The following is a 17,611-nucleotide window of genomic DNA, read 5'->3' as shown; positions in this document are numbered from 1 at the left end:
GCCACCAGGCCGTCGGCGATCACCAGCGATTCGATCGGATTGCCGAACTCGGCCACCTTGCGCAGGCCCGGCGAATAGTCGAGCGCCTGGTGGGCCAGCATCGGCCGGGTCGAGCGGGAGGTCTCCGGGTCCAGGTCGTTGCGCACGACGACGACGCCGATGCCCTGGGCGGTCAGCGTCGCGGCCAGGCCTGCCGAGGGCCTGCCGTCGGCGATGAGCCGCTGCACCGAATCCATCGCGCGAATGGTGCCGGGCGGGTTCAGCGGCACCGCGTCCCGGATCGCCCACGGGGTTTCGGCCAGCGCTTGCAGCGGTTCGTCGCGCGTGAGTCCCCAGACCTGGCTGCCGAAGGGCGCGCCGGGCACCACCAAGGCGCGCGTGTCGGCGGCATTGTCCTTCAGCCAGTCCGCGGTCTGCTGCCAGTATTCGGGCACGCGATCGTAGGCGCCGCGCGGCGCGAGCTTCCCGGTCCAGGCCAGCGAGGTGGACAGCGCCAGCGCGGTGAGGATCAGCGCCGCGACCGCGACCGCGCGGTCCCGTTCCGGGTGCGCGAACGCGCCACGCCAGACCGGCAGCGCGGCGGAAGCGGGCAGCGGGACCCGGGCGAGCAGTTGAGCCAGGCCGAGCACGAGGGGTATGCGGATCAGCGGCTCCAGCTTGTGCACGTTGCGCAGCGGGGCGCCGCCGGAGTCCAGGAAGACGCGCACCGACTCCGCGAACGGCCCGCCCAGCTCACCTACGAACCCCGCGCAGATGCCGACCAGCCCGACACACAGGATCAGGACCAGCCTCCCCCGGTACGGCATGGACCGCAGCGCCAGGCCCGCCATGCCTGCCGCCGCGACCAGGCCCGTCGCGAGGACCGCCGCAGGCTGGGTCACCAGCACCGCGCCCGCGATGCGTTCCGGCGAGACGAACGGCGTCCAGCTGTCGGTGCCGCGCAGCACTTCGCCGAGCGAGGCCCACTGCGTCGTCACGCCCGAGGACTCGATGTAGTCCAGGAACGGTGGGCTCACTTTGCCGAGCAGCAGCAGCGGCACCACCCACCAGAGCGTGGCCAGCATCAGCAGCGGAATCCACGCTGCCGTGAAACGCCACCAGAGCCGGTTCGGCCGGTAGGAGATCCACCACAGCAGCGCGGGCAGGAAGGCGGCCACCGTGGCGACCGCGTTGACCGAGCCCATCAGGGCCAGCGCCAGCGCGCTCACCGCGGGCGAGGCGGCCGCGCTCCGTCGCCGGTTACGCTGCGCGACGCCGAGCGCGGCGGGCGCGAGCAGCACCCACGGCGCGAGCATCATCGGCAGCGTCTCGGAGGAGATCGATCCGACGGTGGTCAGTACGCGCGGCGAGAGCGCGAACGCGAGCGCGGCGACGACGCGTGACCCGCGCGTGCCGATGCCGAGCGCCTCGCACAGGCGGACGATCCCCCAGAATCCGGCGAGCAGCAGCAGCGCCCACCAGATCCGCTGCGTCACCCAGGCGGGCACGTCCAGCACATGGCCGAGCGAGAAGAACGCGCCGTGCGGGAAGAAGTATCCGTAGGCCTGGTTCTGCACCTGGCCCATCGGCGCCTGGCTGCTCCACAGATGGCTCGCGCGTTCGAGAAAGCCGAGCGGATTCTGCGCCAGGTCGTACTTCGTGTCGGCGACCGTGAGTCCGGGCGCCTGCGCGAAGGTCAGCAGGAACGCCACGACTACCGTCGCGGCGAACCAGCGTCTGCCCAGCGGCGCGGTGCTGCTCTGCCCCGGCGCCGTTGGGTATCCGAGCGAGTCGGCGGGTGAAGCGGAGGTCAGCGGGTCAGCGGCTGCCGTACTCAACGTTGTTCAGCAGCGAGGAGTCCTTGTCGCCGCTGCGGTCGATTTCCGGGCGCGAGTTCTGCTGGATCGCCATGGTGATGAGGAAGACACCGAGCACACCCAGTACGGCGCCCGCGACGGCACTCGCAACACCAGGGACAGCAAACTTCATCGCGGCACTCCAATACGTCGATGCAGGCACGTTCCCGGTCAACCTAGCAGGACGTCCGGTATTTGTATGCGTTCAGGCCATGGAATCCCCGCCGACTTTCTCCGGCGGGTCGCCCGCGAGCACGCACCGGCCGGCTCCGCGACCACTCGACGCGATGCTCGAGACGGGCCGGATCGGGAGCGTCAGCGCGGCGGAAGAGCGCAGTGCAGCGCACCGAGCAGGGTGCGCAGCTTCGCGGTGGTCTCGTCCAGTTCGGCCTGCGGGTCGGAGGCCGCGACGATACCGCCGCCCGCGTACGCCCGCACGGTACGACCGTCGGCCGCGAGTTCCGCGCACCGGATCGCGACCACCCAGGCGCCGTCGCCGTCGGCATCGCACCAGCCGACAGCGCCGCCGTAGAACCCGCGGTCGTCCTCGACGTGCGCGATGGTGTCCAGTGCCAGATCGGTGGGGGTGCCGCAGACCGCGGGGGTGGGATGCAGCAGCAGCGCCAAGTCGAGCGCGGTGACCGTGGTGTCGCGCAGGCGGCCCCGGATCGGCGTGGCCAGGTGCCACACCTCGTGGGTGCTGATCAGCTCCGGGCTCGCGGGAATCGACAGCTGCGCGCACACCGGCTCGAGGCGTTCCCGGATCCAGTCGATGACGAACGCGTGCTCGGCGCGATTCTTGGTGCTGGCCAGCAGTTCTCGGGCTTGGGCGGCATCGGCGTCCGGGTCGGCCAGGCGCGGCAGGGTTCCCGCCAGCGGTCGCAGCGTCACGATCTCGCCCTGCCGGTCGACCAGTACCTCCGGCGACGCGCCCACCAGGGTCGCACCGGCGCGTCCGGCGGCTGTGAGGTCTACGGCGAACACGTTCGCGTGCGGATGCCTGGTCAGCAGGTGACCGGCCACGACCTCCGGATCGAGCGCGGACCGCGCCTCGGCCAGCACCGCACGCGCCGCGACCACCTTGCGCAGCGGCTGCGCGGGATCGTTGAGCTGCTCGACCAGCTTCGTCACCCGCGCCACATGCTCCGCCGGACTCGGTATCTCGGTCACCACGCGCACCGCGGGCAGGTCGGGCAGTGCGGCGGGCCGCCATGGACCGGCGGTGTGCTCGGCGCGCTCGGGCACGCACAGTGCGGCGGGCTCGCGCGGGTCGAAGGGCAGCGCACCGACGATCAGTTCCGCGCGGCCCTCACGCAGCGCGGCCCCCGCTCGTCGCGCGTCGTCGAAGCGGACCCGGCTCCCATGACCCCGAACAACCCCGTCGGCCCGAGCAAGCAGGAACCCATCCATGACCCCAACCTAACTCCGCCACAGCGCCCCGCAGCGCGGGAGCGATCCAGATCTCACACCGGCGCGGTCAGGAGCTCTTGCCGGGTGGGACGAGCAGGACCGGGCGGTGGCAATGCTTGAGGACGGCGTCGGCGACGCTGCTGTGCAGGAGCGCGCGCAGCCCGGTGGCGCCACGGGTGCCCGCGACGATGATGTCGACGTCCAGTTCGTCGGCGCAATCGACGATGGCGTTCCAGATGGTGGTGGTGCATTCGGCGGTGCGCGCCTCGGCGTGCAGGCCCGCCAGCTCGGCCAGCCGCACTCCCTCGGCGTTGGTGGCGCGCGCGTCGACGTAGGCGATGTCCTCGATCTCGTCGTCGGGCACCCATTCCGGTTGCATGACGCCCGACAGCCCCGACAGGCGAGCGGCTTGACGCACCATGGGTTCCCACGCGGTCAGCACGACGGCTCGATTCGCGCTGAGGAAGCGCCCGGCGTATTCGACGGCACGTTTGGCGTTCTCGGAGCCGTCGTAGGCGATGAGCATCGAATCGCAAGGCACGATGACCTCCTGGGGGAGACGCACGGCGACACCTCGAGATTACCCCGCTCGGGCCCGCTCCAACCGGCTTGTTTCCGGGTATGACCTGCGCAAATCCAAGCGTGTCCGACCCGCGCCACCGCTGGTTCGGCCGCACGGGTGCAGCGGCGCGTCCGATCCGGCTGTGAGTTACCCGCCCGGTAGCCACGTAGCGGCTGCGGTCGCGCAGGTCGCGGCGAGTACGGTTGACCTCTATGCGGAAGACGCCTCTGCTCGTCCTCGCCGTTCTCGCCGCCGTCGCGACCGCCTGCTCGAACGGCGGCTCCACCGAGTCGGCCTCGTCGAGTCCCACCACCACGACGGGGGAAGCGACCACCGCCGCGATTCCGGCCACCGGTTCGGCGCCGCCGGACTGCAACGCAGGGTATCTCGCGCAGTTCACCACCCGCGCGAAGCTCGCCCAGCTGCTGACGGTCGGCGTCACCGGCGCCGCCGACGCCACGAGCGTGGTGCGCGACGAGCAGATCGGCGGCATCTTCGTGGGCGGATGGACCGACCAGGCGCTGCTCGCCTCCGGACAGATCACGCAGGTTCAGCAGGCCGCCAAGGTGCCCCTGATGGTGACCATCGACGAGGAGGGCGGCCGCGTCTCGCGGGTGCGCGACCTGATCGGCGCGGCTCCATCGGCGCGGGAGACGGCGCAGACCATGAGTCCCGAGCAGTTCTACAGCGCGACGCTCGTCCGAGGCCGTGCCCTGAAGGATCTCGGCGTGACGGTGGATTTCGCCCCCGACATCGACGTCAGCTCCCAGCCGGACGACTCGGTGATCGGCGACCGCTCCTTCTCCGACGATCCGGAGACGGTCACCCGCTACGCGGACGCCTACATCCGCGCCATGCGCGAGGTCGGTCTCGGCACGGTGATGAAGCACTTCCCCGGCCATGGCTCCGGGTCGGGCGACTCGCACACCGGGGAGGTGCGCACCCCGCCGCTCGAGCAGTTGCAGCAAGTGGACCTGGTGCCGTTCCGGAACCTGATCGGCTCGGGCGCGGCCGTGATGGTCGGCCACCTGGATGTGCCCGGACTGACCACCCCGAACGTCCCGGCGAGCATCAGCCCGGAGGCGATGCGGTTGCTGCGGGAGGGCAGCGGCTACGGCGCCGCGCCGTTCCATGGCCCGATCTTCACCGACGATCTCGGCGGCATGGCGGCGATCACCAGCCGGATGTCGATCGCGGAGGCCGTCGAGGCCGCGCTGGTCGCGGGGGCGGACAATGCCCTGTGGATCACCACCGACGCGGTGCCGCAGGTGCTCGACCGGCTGGAGCAGGCGGTGTCGAGCGGACGACTGCCGATGGCGCAGGTGGATGCCTCGGTGTTGCGCGTGGCCGCGTACAAGGGTGCGCTACCGCGCTGCTGAGGCGGGCCGCACGGCCGAGTCGGGCGACTGGTGAGCAAATCGGACCGCCGGAACTTACCTTGGAGTAATATATGAGATTCACCTGTGGTAGGAGTGTTGATGGCGGGCGGTACGAAGCGGCTTCCGCGGGCGGTACGCGAGCAGCAGATGCTCGACGCCGCCGTGGAGGTCTTCTCGCGTAAAGGCTTCCACGACACGTCGATGGACGCGATCGCCGCCGAGGCGAAGATCTCCAAGCCGATGCTGTATCTGTACTACGGCTCCAAGGACGAATTGTTCCGCGCGTGCATCCAGCGGGAGGGGATGCGGTTCATCGAATCCGTCGCGCCCGCGGGAAACCCCCTGCTGACGCCGCACGAGCAGGTACGTACCGCGCTGGAGGGCTTCCTCGGCTTCGTCGACCGCAACCGGCACTCCTGGCAGGTGCTCTACCGGCAGGCCATCGGCCAGCAGGCGTTCGCCTCGGAGATCGAGAACGCGCGCGAACGTGTCATCGAGCTGACCGCCAAACTGCTGGAGTCCAGCGCCAAGCACGCCGAGCCGGGAACGAACTTCGACGTCGTCGCGGTCGCCGTGATCGGTGCGGGCGAGGCCATCGCCGACCGGCTGGCCAGTGGCCGGATCGAGGTCGCCGAGGCCGTCGATCTGCTCGACGACTTGGCCTGGCGCGGTCTCGCGGGCCGGAAGAAAACCGAGTAACCCGCCTTTTGCCCATCCCGGTTGCTTCCGCGGCGCCCTTTTGCCACAGTGCGTGAGTTCGCACAACGCGGACCGGCTCATTCGAATCGAGCCGGGGAGAAACGGGGCGGAAGTGTTCGGGTTGCTCAGGCCGTGTGCGCACGGCGCTCAGAAGTATGGAATCGATGCGGCCGAGTGGCAGGCGCATCTGTGCGGTTTGTGTCTCGGGCTGCGAGACGGGCACGGTCAGCTCGCTCGCGCCACCACCAACAAGGACGCGCTGGTGCTGAGCATGCTCACCGAGGCGCAGTCCGGTTCGGCCGCACGCGTCACCGCTGCGCCGTGTCCGCTGCGCGGGATGCGCCGCGCGTCGGTGGTCACCGCCGGCTCGCCCGGCGTTCAGCTCGCCACCACCGCCTCGCTGTTGTTGGCGGCGGCCAAGATTCGCGACCACGTGGACGACGGCGACGTGGCCGGGCCGGCGCGCAGGCCGCTGGCGAAAGCCGCGGCGCGATGGGGCCGGGAGGCCCGCGCGGGCGCGGCGCGGATCGGTCTCGACGTCGACCCGCTCGTCGCGGCGCTCGACGCGCAGGTGCGACTGGAGCAGGAGGCGCAAGAGCTCGTCGCCGTTGCCGGTTCGCGCGATGCGGTGGCGCGATCGGCCGGATACGTGCCGCAACCGCTTGCCTCTTCGCCGCATTGGCGCTCGGCGATGGCGCCTTCGGCGGACCCGCTGGACCGGTTGACCGCCCCGACTCAGTTGTGCGCGTCGGCCTTCTTCGCGCACACCGCCGTGCTGGCCGAGCGCCCGGACAATATCGAGGCGTTGCGTGCGGCCGGATGGCAGTTCGGCCGGATCGCCCATCTGGCCGACGCCGTCGCCGACTACGACGACGACGCCACCCACGGCCGCTTCAACCCGCTCGCGGCCACCGGCACCACCGTGCCCGAGGCCTATGACCTGCTGCGGCAATCGAATTCGCGCCTGCGCGCGGCCGTCGCGCAGGCCGGGCTGAGCCGGGTGCCCACCGTCCGCTGGATGCTGCTCGACCCGCTGACGGCGGTGCTGCGGCGGGTCGGCGGCGGACTCGGCACCTTCGCCGCCCACACGTGCTCGGCGTCGCCCGAAACCGAAGGATCGCCGCGCGCCGAAGTCCGCGCCCACCGGCGCGGAACCGGGCACCGTCCGCCGACGCGCCGCCCGGGCATCGGTGAATCCCTCGCGCTCATCTTGGGCGGCTACTGCACCGGCTACGCGTGCTGCGCCGACCACACGCAACCGTGCACCGGCGAACGCAAAGACGCCTGGGTCAAGAATTGCGACTGCAGCGATTGCGGCGGATGCGATTGCGGCTGCTGCAATTGCGGCGATTGCGGCTGCTGTAGCTGCGACTGCTGACCGGCCCGGAGAAGCTCGCTGAATGCGCGAAGCCGCACCCCGATTCGGCGGGAATCGGGATGCGGCTTCGGAGTGCTCAGCGCAGGGTCGCCGTCAGATGCGGGTACCCCTTCTTCGGGTGGAGCAGCGCCAGATCCCAACCGCCTTCGACCTGGTCGGCATACAGGTTGACGGCGGAAGGCAGCAGAATCGGCTTACCGAACTTGACCGAGTACGTGGTCTGCTCCGGAATGCGCCCCTCGACGGCGCCGAGAACGGTCGCCGCCGACCACATGCCGTGGGCGATCGACCGCGGGAAGCCGAACGCCTTGGCGCCCAACGCCGAAGTGTGGATCGGGTTGTGGTCACCGGACGCGGCGGCGTAGCGGGTGATCGTCTTCTGATCCACCCGCAGGGTGCGCAGCGGCGGCGGCGGAACCTCGTCCGGCTTCGGTTCCTGCTTCGGCCCGCCCGACAGCGAGGTGCGCTGCTGGTGCAGGAACGTGGTGACCTGGTGCCACACCAGCTCCCGGCCCACCTTCACATCGCTGATCGCGTCCACGAGCAAGCCCTTCGGGTGCTCGCGCAGATTCTCGATGTGTGTGCGGATGTCCAGCGGCTCGCTCACCGAGATGTCCCGGGTGCGCTCGATGACGTTCTGCGCGTGCACCGCTCCCACCGCGACGAACGGGAAGTCCCGCGCCACCACCAGCTGCATGGCCAGCGGGAAGGTGAGGATGAACGGATAGGTCAGCGGCAGCGCGTCACCGAACCGCAAGCCGGTCGCCCGGCAGTAGGCGGCCAGGTGATCCGGATCCACCCGCAGGCCGTCGAGCCGAACGGCCCGGTCCGGCAGCGTCGGCTTGCGCGCCGACAGCAGCGGCACCGCGCCGAGCGCGGCCTTGGCGAACAGGCGACTGTTCTTCGGCGGTTCGGTGAGGGTGATCACCTGCGTCTTCTCCCGGCCTGCTGGAGCCTGCGTCATCATGCTCCGATCAGGCTCTGCCCGCAGACCCGCACGACGTTGCCGGTCACCGCGTTCGAGGCCGGGCTCGCGAAGTAGGCGATGGTCTCGGCGACGTCGACGGTCTGGCCGCCCTGCAGCAGCGAACTCATCAGCCGGCCCGCTTCCCGGGTGGCCAGCGGGATCGCGGCGGTCATCGCGGTCTCGATGAAACCGGGAGCGACGGCGTTGATGGTGATGTTCTTCTCCGCCAGCTTCGGCGCCTCGGCGTTCACCATGCCGATGACGCCCGCCTTGGACGCGCCGTAGTTGGTCTGGCCGCGGTTGCCCGCGATGCCCGCGATCGAGGACACGTCGATCACGCGACCGCCCTCCTTCAGCGCCCCCCTGGCCACCAGGCCCTCGGTGATCCGGTGCGGCGCTGCGAGATTGACGTTGATGACCGCGTTCCAGCGGCCCTCGTCCATGTTCGCCAGCAGCTTGTCGCGGGTGATGCCCGCGTTGTGCACGATGATGTCGATGCCGCCGAAACGCTCGGTGGCGAACTCCGCCAGCTTCTCCGCCGCGTCGGGCGCGGTCACGTCGAGCGCGAGGGCGGTGCCCCCCACCTTGTTCGCGGTCTGCGACAGCGCCTCGCCCGCCGCCGGGATGTCGGCCACGATCACCTGGGCGCCGTCGCGGGCGAACACCTCGGCGATGGTCGCGCCGATGCCGCGCGCCGCGCCGGTGACCACCGCGACCTTGCCGTCCAGCGGGCGGTCCCAGTCGGCGGGTGCGCTCGCGTCGTCCTTGCCGACCCGGATCACCTGGCCGTCGACGAACGCCGACTTGGCCGAGAGCAGGAAGCGCAGGGTGGACTCCAGGCCGGTGGCCGTGGCCGAGGCCTCCGGATGCAGGTAGACCAGCTGAGCGGTCGAGCCGCGCAGCAGTTCCTTGGCCACCGAGCGGGTGAAGCCCTCCAGCGCGCGCTGCGCGATCTGCTCGTCCACGCCGCCCGCCAGCTCCGGCGTGGTGCCGATGACCACGATGCGTCCGGACGGGGTGAGGCTGCGCAGGGCGGGCTGGAAGAACTCGAACAGCTGTGAGAGGTCCTCGATGGTGCCGATGCCGGTGGCGTCGAACACCAGGGCGCCGTACTTGGCGCCCTGGCTCGGCGCGTCGGCGAAGGTGTAGTCCGACAGCAGGGCGCGCACCGGCTCGGCGACCCGGCCCTTACCGCCGATCAGCACCGGACCGGACAGCGGCGGCTCGCCCTTGACGTAGCGGCGCAGTGTCTCCGGCTTCGGAAGGCCGAGCTTGCTGGCCAGGAACGCGCCAGGTGCGGAGTGTACGAACGATCCATAGAGGTTGGGAGCACCCTTGCTCTTGCTGGCTGCCACTATTCCTACCTTTTCTGAGTTCTGTCTCTCGGGTCTGGGGTCGCCCCGGCGTGGTCTGTCGGCACTTTTGCGGGGGTATGTGTCGACATTAAACTTACTCCAGAGTAAGTTTAAAGTAAACAACCGCGACGGGGCGCCGATCAGCGTGGAATTTCCGCGCCGGACCGGGCCGCCGGGGCATCCATCCACGAGACCTTGGAGACTCGAGTGACTAGCAAAGCCCGTTCGGCGAAAAGCAGCGCCAAGACCGGTAAGACCACCCGTCCGGTCGCGATCGTTGGCGGTAACCGGATTCCGTTCGCTCGCTCGGACAAGGCGTACGCGCACGCCTCCAACCAGGACATGTTCACCTCCGCGCTGGACGGTCTGGTCAGCCGTTTCGGCCTGCAGGGCGAGCGGCTCGGCATGGTCGTCGGCGGCGCCGTGCTGAAGCGGGTCGGCGAGCACGGCCTGATCCGGGAGAGCGTGCTCGGCAGCAAGCTCAGCCCCTACACCCCCGCGCACGACCTGCAGCTGGCCTGCGGTACCGGGCTCCAGGCGATCGTCACCGTCGGTGACGCGATCGCCGCGGGCCGCATCGAGGCCGGCGTCGGCGGCGGCACCGACACCACCTCGGACGCCCCGATCGGCGTCAGCGAGGGCATGCGCGAGTGGATGCTCGACGCCAACCGTGCCAAGACCAACTCCCAGCGCCTCAAGCTGGTCGGCCAGCTGCGCCCGAGCATGCTCGGCATCGAGATCCCGCGTAACGCCGAGCCCCGCACCGGTTTGTCCATGGGTGAGCACGCCGCCATCACCGCCAAGGAATTCGCCGTCGCCCGGGAGGCGCAGGACGAGCTGGCCTACCTGTCGCACAGGAACATGGCGGCCGCCTACGACCGCGGTTTCTTCGACGACCTGATCACCCCGTTCCTCGGCCTCACCCGCGACGACAATCTGCGGCCGAACTCCTCCGTCGAGAAGCTGGCCACCCTGAAGCCGGTCTTCGGAGTCAAGGCGGGCGACGCCACCATGACCGCGGGCAACTCCACCCCGCTCACCGACGGCGCTTCCACGGTGCTGCTGTCCAGCGAGGAGTGGGCCGCCGAGCGCAAGCTGCCGGTGCTGGCCCACCTGGTCGACAGCGAAGTCGCGGCGGTCGACTACATCCACGGCCCCGACGGCCTGTTGATGGCGCCGACCTACGCGGTGCCGCGCCTGCTCGCCCGCAACGGCCTGACGCTGCAGGACTTCGATTACTACGAGATCCACGAGGCCTTCGCCTCGGTGGTGCTGGCCACCCTGTCCGCGTGGGAGTCCGACGCGTACTGCAAGGAGCGCCTCGGCCTCGACGGCGCGCTCGGCTCGATCGATCGCAGCAAGCTCAACGTCAACGGCTCGTCGCTGGCCGCGGGCCACCCCTTCGCCGCGACCGGCGGCCGCATCGTCGCCTCCACGGCGAAGCTGCTGGCCGAAAAGGGCTCCGGCCGCGCGCTCATCTCCATCTGCGCGGCGGGCGGCCAGGGCGTCGTCGCCATCCTGGAGCGCTGACGGCTGAGGTAGTCGCACGGTTCGAAGGTGGTCCGATCGAGATTCTCGGTCGGACCACCTTCGCGCTTATTTGCCCGGCAGCTCCAGATGTCCGCCGAAAGCTTTGCGCATCGCGGAGAGCAGTTTGTCCGCGTATAGGGAATCGCCTCGTGAGGAGAACCGCGCGAACAGGGCGGACGCCAGGACGGGTACGGGCACGCCGGTGTCGATGGCGGCATCGATCGTCCAGCGGCCCTCGCCGGAATCGGACACCCGGCCGCTGTAGGAGTCCAGGTTCGGGTCGGCGTGCAGCGCCGCGGCGGTGAGGTCGAGCAGCCAGGAAGCCACCACCGAACCGCGTCGCCACACCTCCGTGATCTCGGGCAGGTCGAGGTCGTACTGGTAGTACTCGGGGTGCTCGAGCGGTGTCTCCTCGGCGGAGAACTCGCCCGCGTGCTCGGCCCCGTAGTTGGCCCGGTGCAGGATGTTCAGCCCTTCGGCGTAGGCGGCCATCGCTCCGTACTCGATGCCGTTGTGCACCATTTTCACGAAATGGCCCGCGCCGACCGGTCCGCAGTGCAGATAGCCCAGTTCGGCGGTGGACGGTTCGCCGGTGCGTCCCGGTGTCCGCTCCGCGGCCGCGAGCCCCGGCGCGATCGACTTCAGCAGCGGGTCCAGGTACTTCACCGGCTCGGTCTCGCCGCCGATCATCAGGCAGAAGCCGCGGGTCAGGCCGAACACGCCGCCCGAGGTGCCGATGTCCACATAGTGGATGCCCTTGGGCTTCAGCCGCTCGGCGCGTGCCAGGTCCTCGTGGTAGCGGCTGTTGCCGCCGTCGATCACGATGTCGCCCGGCTCGAGCAGTTCGGCGACCTGCTCGATCACCGCCCCGGTCGCGCCGGCCGGGATCATCACCCACACCACGCGCGGCGTCTCCAGCATGCCCACGAACTCGGTGAGGTCGGTGGTGCCACGGAAGCCGTCTTCGAGCTCCGCGCGGAGCTCATCGATGTGGGAAGTGCGACGTTCGTATCCGACGGCGGTGTGCCCGTCCTCGACGATGCGGCGCACGATGTTGGCGCCCATCCGGCCGAGGCCGATCATTCCCAGCTGCATGCCATCCATCTCCCTCGTGTATGCGAAGTCTTGCGGCGGGGTGGTCCTTCTCGATTCTCCCGCGTGGGATCGGTCACGGTTCGCCGTGCGCGTGTAACACGGCTGCCCATAGGCCGATAAACAGGTCGGCTCCGCGTAGTTGCCAGACCCCCGACCCGGCAACTGCGCGGGCCTCTTTGTGTGGTGTACCCGGTTCTTTGCGCGGGATTTGCTCTACGCCCGAGCTGTGCCGACCGCTGTCGGTAAGGACCACTATCGTTGGTGGGGACTCGCATCGTGCGGGTCCACAACTCAATCGAACGGGGAGGACGGGTTCGTGACGAGCCAGCCGAGCACCGGAGGACGCGGCCCACAACCTGGTGGCGAAGTCGGATGGCGCCAGCTCCTCGGGGCGGAGCGCCCCCAGGAATCGGACCGGTCGGTCGCATGGAGCGACGACGCGCAGCTCACGCAGCCCCTGCAAACTACCCGACGCAGGCCCGCGCCACCCGCACCCCGCCGTGCGCCCGCGCGTCGCCCGATCTCGACCCCACCGCCGAAGCGCCTGGACGGCGCCGTCGTGCGCCGTGCGGGTATCGCGGTCGGCGCGGTGCTGGCGGTCGTCGGTCTCGGATACGCGGTGGACTGGGCGCTCTCCTCCGGTGAGGTGCCGCGCGGCACCGTCGTCGCGGGCGTCGACGTGGGCGGCATGGACACCTCGGCCGCCGACGCCCGCCTGCGCGCCGAACTCGACCCGAGGGCAGGCCGGGAACTGCCGGTGCACATCGGCGACGTGCAGACCAGCATCGTGCCGAGCGCCGCCGGGTTGTCGGTGGACTGGGACGCCACCTGGTCGCGAATCGGCTCCCAGCCGCTCAACCCGTTCACCCGGCTCGCCTCCTTCTTCACCACGCGCGACGTGGCGATCGTCAGCGCGATCGACGAGCCGGTGCTGGATCGTCAGCTGTCCGAGCTGCGGGTGCACGATCGCCCCTCGGTGGAGGGCACCATCACCTTCGACAAGGCCAGCCCCGTCGCGGTGCCGCCGGTTCCGGGACGAGTGCTCGACGCCGCCGCCGCGCGAACCGCGTTGGCCGACCGCTGGATCACCGGTACGACGGTGGATCTTCCCGTCGTTCCCGCGCCGTTGCGCGTGCGTCCGGAAGCCGTCGACACGGCGCTGCGCGAGATCGCCCAGCCCGCCGTGCGGGCGCCGATCTCGTTCGCGGGCAAGGGCGGCGCGGGCAGGCTCGATCCCGAGCAGATCGCCTCCGTGCTGACCTTCGCGCCGGACGGGCAGGGCGGTCTGGCCATGTCGGTGAATCAGGACGCCGCGATCGGTCTGCTCGCGCCGCAACTGGCCACCACGGAAGTCGAGCCGAAGGACGCGACGTTCGCGGTCTCGGGCGGCAAGCCGTCGGTCGTCCCCGCCGTGGTCGGTGACAAGATCAACTGGCCGAAGACCTTCGAGCAGTTCACCGCGCTGCTGGCGGCACCGGGCGAGCGGACCGCGCAGGTGGTCTACGAGCGGATCGAGCCGAAACTGACCACCGAGGCCGCGCAGGGTCTCGGTGTGATCGAGACCGTCGGATCGTTCACCACCAGCGGTTTCAGTGGCCCTTCCGGCGTCAACATCCGCACCGTGGCCAGGAAGGTCAACGGCGCGGTCGTGAAGCCGGGAGAGACGTTCTCGCTCAACGATTTCACCGGTCCGCGCGGTACCGCCGAGGGATATGTCGAGTCCGGCATCATCGACCACGGCCGTCCCAGCACCGCCGTGGGCGGTGGTATCAGCCAGTTCGCCACCACGCTCTACAACGCGGCGTATTTCGCCGGCCTCGAGGACGCGGGGCACACCGAGCACAGCTACTACATCTCCCGCTACCCCGCCGCCCGGGAAGCCACCGTCTTCGACGGAGCGATCGATCTGAAATTCCGTAACAACGGACAAACCGGTGTCTACATCGAGACCTTCGCGACCGACTCCGAAATCACCGTCCGCCTGTGGGGCACCAAGACGGTCGACGTCGAATCCATCACCGGCGAGAAGACCAAACCGACCGAACCCAACACCATCACCCTGCCCAAGGGCAAGGACTGCATCGCCTCCGAGGGCGCCCCCGGCTTCACGATCTCCGACACCCGTGTCATCACCGATCGCAAGACGGGCCGCGAAGTCTCCCGCGCGACGCGCACGGTGAAGTACGACCCTATTCCCGTCGTGAAATGCGAATAGGGAGCTGCTGAGCGGGCCTCACCGGTCGAGCGAGCTCACAACGGTGTTCGCATCAGCAGCACGTTGTACTGGGTGTGCTGGGTGACCAGGAAGTAGAGATCCCCGCCGGTTTGGTAGGGGAAGATCATCGGCGCGTACGCGGTGGGCAGGGAGCGGGCGTCGATGAGGACGCGGGGCTCGCTCCACGGCCCTTCAGGGGCGGGTGCGGTGCGCAGGACGACGCTGTTGGCCGGGTCGGTGGTCAGCATGACGTACTGGCCCAGATATTCGTTCCACATCACCGAGAGTTCGGCCACGCCGCCGACGATCGGGGTCGCGGTCTTGGCGTCGGTGGGCTTCCACTCCTTGCCGTCCCAGTATTCGTAGGCGTCGATGTTCGCGATATCGGATTCTTTCGCGCGGGAGACGAACCCGGGATTGTCGCGGCCCGCGGGCGTGCCGTAGCGGTAGATGTAGCCGCCTGCCTTCAGGAAGGCGTTCTGCTGGAAGTTCTCGTGACCGTCCACGTTGGCGCGACGAGTGTGGGTGAGCTGCGACCAGGTGGTGCCGCCGTCACCGGAGGCGGCCAGAGTGGAGAAGTTGGTGTGCCACTTGCCGTGATCGCCCCACTCGCGCACCGACATCATGCTCATGTACTGCACGCCGCCCACCGAGATGCCCGCCGTGGGAATCAGGCTGATCTCGATGCCGGGAATCTTGGGGCTCGGCAACGGGTTCGGCACCACGTCGTCGAAGATGATGCCCTCGGCCGGGTTGTGCGAGGAGCTGCGGAACAGCACGTTGCTGGTCCAGGCCCAGACGCTGCCCGCGAGGAGGTTGGGGACGCCGATGCCTGCGCTGTCGCCGAACGCGGTGATCATGCGGCCGTTGCCGTCGTCCCACATGATGCCGAGATCGGTGCCGAGCACATTGACGGACTGGGTGCGGTTCGGGCTGTCCATGCCGGTCACCTGGAACACGGCTTCGGTCGGTCCGGGTAGGTCGGGCAGTCCGTGAATCCCGTTGAGCGCCGGGATCGGTATGACGTTGTTCGGGTCGGCTCCGGCGGGCGCGGCCGCGCCCAGCGCGAGGACCGCGGCGAGCGTACCGGCTCCGGCGAGTGCGGACAGCGAGCGAGTCATCCGGACATTCCCTTCCTCTGGGACGCAGTCTGCTCGGTCATTCTGCCCGCTCGCCGCCGCGATGTCGCCTACATCGGCGCGTGCGCTGCGCGCGTTCCGCCGATCGTCACCAGCCGGTAGAGCCACCACGGGCGTTCCGGGAGCTCAGGACTGTAGACGCGCATGCTCATCGAGCGGACCCGGCCCGTGCGCAGGTCGCGCACCTGCAACCTGCCGCGCGGGATGTCCGCGGCGCGCACTTCGGTGGTCCACATGCGGTCCCAATCAGGGGAACGGCGGCAGCGTTCGGCGATTTCCTCGACGCGCTCACGCGGAGCCAGCGGCGACAGGATGCGGAAAGCATCGACGAGCAGGTGCGCCTCCACGGCCCAATCCACCATCACCCGCCGGGCGGCCGCGTCGAGAAACATCCACTCCAGCACGTTCGCCCGCGCGACCGCCCCGGGAAAGACGCGTTCGTAGGCGCAATTGGCGTCCACCAGATCCTGGGTCGGCATCCGCTGAAAGCAGGCCGGGTCGGGCAGGCTGTGCAGATCGGCCCGGTCGTCCGGGGTCGGCGCGGCGGGGCCGGGTCCGTAGGCGGCGGTGCAGAAGCTCGGCAGGCTCAGCACGACGATGTGCCTGCGGTACCAGATCGGCACCTCGAGCGCGTCGAACAACTGCTGCAGCAGTGCGTGATCCGGCGCCATCGCACCGGTCTCGACCTGGTCCAGTATCGCCTCGGTGAGATCGGCGCGCCGGGCGAGATGGGCGGGCGTCAGCCCCGCGGCGAGGCGTCGTTCGCGCAGATAAGCGCCGATGCCAGTTGCGTTGCGCGTCACCTCGGGCACCCCTGCCGACAATTCTCGTGTCGAGCTGTGTGAAGCGGGAGGTTCCTGCTGCCCCCCGGGAGCACGCAATCTACCGGAGAGGATCGGCGTCGAGCGGTGATCGAACGTCACGAATCGACAAATCTAGACGACGACGGCCCGGAGAAGATCTCCGGGCCGCCTTTGTCGATGTAGTTGTGCCTGCGTCAGAACGCGGCTTCGTCCAGCTCCATGATGTCGTTGTCCAGGTTGGACAGCACCGCGCGGGTGGCGGTCAACTCCGGCAGGACGTTGCGCGCGAAGAACTGCGCGACCGCGATCTTGCCGTTGTAGAACGCCTCGTCGGCGCCGGTCGCGCCGTTGTCCAGCGCCGAGATGGCGATCTCGGCCTGACGCAGCAGCTGCCAGCCGATCAGCAGGTCACCGACGGAGAGCAGGAAGCGCACCGAACCCAGGCCGACCTTGTACAGCTCGCTCGGCTGCTCCTGGGCGCCCATCAGGTGGCCGGTGAGCGTGGCGGCCATGGCCTGCACGTCCTCCAGCGCGGTGGCCAGCAGCTTGCGCTCGGCCTTCAGGCGACCGTTGCCCGCCTCGGCGTCGATGAACTTCTGCACCTGACCGGCCACGTGCGCCAGCGCGACGCCGCGGTCACGGGCGATCTTGCGGAAGAAGAAGTCCTGCGCCTGGATGGCGGTGGTGCCCTCGTAGAGCGAGTCGATCTTCGCGTCGCGGATGTACTGCTCGATCGGGTAGTCCTGCAGGAAGCCGGAACCGCCCAGGGTCTGCAACGACTCGGTCAGGTACTGGTAGGCGCGCTCGGAGCCGACACCCTTGACGATCGGCAGCAGCAGATCGTTGACCCGCGCGGCCAAGTCGGCGTCCGCGCCGGAAACATGCTGGGCCACATCGGCGTTCTGGTGGGCGGCGGTGTACAGGTACACCGCGCGCAGGCCCTCAGCGTACGCCTTCTGGGTGGCCAGCGAACGACGGACGTCCGGGTGGTGGGTGATGGTGACGCGGGGCGCGGCCTTGTCGGTCATCTTGGTCAGGTCGGCGCCCTGGACCCGCTCCTTGGCGTAGTCCCGCGCGTTCAGGTAACCGGTGGACAGCGTCGCGATGGCCTTGGTGCCCACCATCATGCGAGCGTGCTCGATGACGTCGAACATCTGCGCGATGCCGTTGTGCACCTCGCCGACCAGCCAGCCCTTGGCGGGGATGCCGTGGCCGCCGAAGGTGACCTCGCAGGTGGCCGAGAC

Annotated in this window: 15 protein-coding genes; 5 read left to right on the top strand and 10 right to left on the bottom strand. The window is 69.5% G+C overall.

The annotated features are described in order from the left end of the window. The 4 genes from ON19_RS29550 to ON19_RS29540 all read right to left on the bottom strand — a co-directional run. A partial coding sequence (locus tag ON19_RS29550; protein WP_438803649.1) for a DUF3367 domain-containing protein occupies positions 1-1,793 on the bottom strand: 1,793 nt, incomplete at its 3' end. Between the two features lie 4 nt (positions 1,794-1,797). After that, on the bottom strand, positions 1,798-1,968 hold the full coding sequence (locus ON19_RS40780) for a DUF2613 domain-containing protein (RefSeq protein WP_083899698.1): 171 nt from the start codon (positions 1,966-1,968) through the stop codon (positions 1,798-1,800). 182 nt (positions 1,969-2,150) lie between these two features. Further along, on the bottom strand, positions 2,151-3,245 hold the full coding sequence (locus tag ON19_RS29545) for an isochorismate synthase (RefSeq protein WP_043700038.1): 1,095 nt from the start codon (positions 3,243-3,245) through the stop codon (positions 2,151-2,153). Between the two features lie 67 nt (positions 3,246-3,312). Beyond that, positions 3,313-3,771, bottom strand: coding sequence for a universal stress protein (locus tag ON19_RS29540; RefSeq protein ID WP_043700050.1), 459 nt, complete (start codon positions 3,769-3,771; stop codon positions 3,313-3,315). Between the two features lie 248 nt (positions 3,772-4,019). Between ON19_RS29540 and ON19_RS29535 the strand changes: the two genes are divergently transcribed. The 3 genes from ON19_RS29535 (at position 4,020) to ON19_RS29525 (ending at position 7,263) form a co-directional block, all read left to right on the top strand. Continuing rightward, the gene (locus tag ON19_RS29535) at positions 4,020-5,186 is read left to right on the top strand and encodes a glycoside hydrolase family 3 N-terminal domain-containing protein (RefSeq protein ID WP_043700035.1); all 1,167 of its coding nucleotides are present in this window, start codon (positions 4,020-4,022) and stop codon (positions 5,184-5,186) included. Between the two features lie 99 nt (positions 5,187-5,285). After that, positions 5,286-5,885: a TetR/AcrR family transcriptional regulator gene (locus ON19_RS29530; RefSeq protein ID WP_043700032.1), complete on the top strand. Its 600-nt coding sequence runs from the start codon at positions 5,286-5,288 to the stop codon at positions 5,883-5,885. A 112-nt stretch (positions 5,886-5,997) separates the two neighbouring features. Further along, positions 5,998-7,263 carry a DUF5685 family protein gene (locus tag ON19_RS29525; protein ID WP_043700029.1) on the top strand — a complete coding sequence of 422 codons (1,266 nt, stop codon included), beginning with the start codon at positions 5,998-6,000 and terminating at the stop codon, positions 7,261-7,263. 76 nt (positions 7,264-7,339) lie between these two features. Here the strand turns inward: ON19_RS29525 and ON19_RS29520 are convergent, their stop codons facing one another. Continuing rightward, positions 7,340-8,227 carry a MaoC family dehydratase gene (locus ON19_RS29520; protein ID WP_051169417.1) on the bottom strand — a complete coding sequence of 296 codons (888 nt, stop codon included), beginning with the start codon at positions 8,225-8,227 and terminating at the stop codon, positions 7,340-7,342. Next, a complete protein-coding gene (locus ON19_RS29515; RefSeq protein ID WP_043700026.1) occupies positions 8,227-9,585 on the bottom strand; it encodes a 3-oxoacyl-ACP reductase in 1,359 nt (452 codons plus the stop codon). The genes ON19_RS29520 and ON19_RS29515 overlap by 1 nt, the downstream gene beginning before the upstream one ends. A gap of 207 nt (positions 9,586-9,792) precedes the next feature. On the opposite strand from ON19_RS29515, the gene ON19_RS29510 reads away from it, so the two are divergent. Further along, positions 9,793-11,115, top strand: a complete 1,323-nt coding sequence (locus ON19_RS29510; protein ID WP_043700023.1) for an acetyl-CoA C-acetyltransferase — start codon at positions 9,793-9,795, stop codon at positions 11,113-11,115. A 66-nt stretch (positions 11,116-11,181) separates the two neighbouring features. On the opposite strand, the gene gnd is transcribed toward ON19_RS29510, so the two are convergent. Continuing rightward, positions 11,182-12,210: a phosphogluconate dehydrogenase (NAD(+)-dependent, decarboxylating) gene (gene gnd, locus ON19_RS29505; protein WP_043700045.1), complete on the bottom strand. Its 1,029-nt coding sequence runs from the start codon at positions 12,208-12,210 to the stop codon at positions 11,182-11,184. Positions 12,211-12,526: 316 nt separating this feature from the next. Here gnd and ON19_RS29500 point away from each other — a divergent pair, with 316 nt between their 5' ends. Next, positions 12,527-14,425, top strand: a complete 1,899-nt coding sequence (locus ON19_RS29500) for a VanW family protein (protein ID WP_043700020.1) — start codon at positions 12,527-12,529, stop codon at positions 14,423-14,425. A gap of 35 nt (positions 14,426-14,460) precedes the next feature. Here ON19_RS29500 and ON19_RS29495 read toward each other — a convergent pair whose 3' ends face one another. The 3 genes from ON19_RS29495 to ON19_RS29485 form a co-directional block, all read right to left on the bottom strand. Next, on the bottom strand, positions 14,461-15,546 hold the full coding sequence (locus tag ON19_RS29495) for a glycoside hydrolase family 183 protein (RefSeq protein WP_043700018.1): 1,086 nt from the start codon (positions 15,544-15,546) through the stop codon (positions 14,461-14,463). Positions 15,547-15,614: 68 nt separating this feature from the next. After that, a complete protein-coding gene (locus ON19_RS29490; RefSeq protein ID WP_051169416.1) occupies positions 15,615-16,367 on the bottom strand; it encodes a helix-turn-helix domain-containing protein in 753 nt (250 codons plus the stop codon). A 194-nt stretch (positions 16,368-16,561) separates the two neighbouring features. After that, positions 16,562-17,611: acyl-CoA dehydrogenase family protein (locus tag ON19_RS29485; RefSeq protein ID WP_043700016.1), on the bottom strand; the 1,050-nt coding region annotated here is incomplete at its 5' end.

Origin of the sequence: Nocardia abscessus NBRC 100374 (assembly GCF_000308455.1) — a bacterium.
Taxonomy (GTDB): domain Bacteria; phylum Actinomycetota; class Actinomycetes; order Mycobacteriales; family Mycobacteriaceae; genus Nocardia; species Nocardia abscessus.
Note: the sequence above shows the minus strand (reverse complement) of the source record. Positions and strands in the feature narration are given on the sequence as shown.

Excerpts from the sequence above, each read along its gene's own strand:
- ON19_RS40780 (WP_083899698.1), bottom strand. The coding sequence starts at position 1,968 with ATGAAGTTTGCTGTCCCTGGTGTTGCGAGTGCCGTCGCGGGCGCCGTA.
- ON19_RS29545 (WP_043700038.1), bottom strand. The coding sequence starts at position 3,245 with ATGGATGGGTTCCTGCTTGCTCGGGCCGACGGGGTTGTTCGGGGTCAT.
- ON19_RS29540 (WP_043700050.1), bottom strand. The coding sequence starts at position 3,771 with ATGCTCATCGCCTACGACGGCTCCGAGAACGCCAAACGTGCCGTCGAA.
- ON19_RS29535 (WP_043700035.1), top strand. The coding sequence starts at position 4,020 with ATGCGGAAGACGCCTCTGCTCGTCCTCGCCGTTCTCGCCGCCGTCGCG.
- ON19_RS29530 (WP_043700032.1), top strand. The coding sequence starts at position 5,286 with ATGGCGGGCGGTACGAAGCGGCTTCCGCGGGCGGTACGCGAGCAGCAG.
- ON19_RS29520 (WP_051169417.1), bottom strand. The coding sequence starts at position 8,227 with ATGACGCAGGCTCCAGCAGGCCGGGAGAAGACGCAGGTGATCACCCTC.
- gnd (WP_043700045.1), bottom strand. The coding sequence starts at position 12,210 with ATGCAGCTGGGAATGATCGGCCTCGGCCGGATGGGCGCCAACATCGTG.
- ON19_RS29495 (WP_043700018.1), bottom strand. The coding sequence starts at position 15,546 with ATGACTCGCTCGCTGTCCGCACTCGCCGGAGCCGGTACGCTCGCCGCG.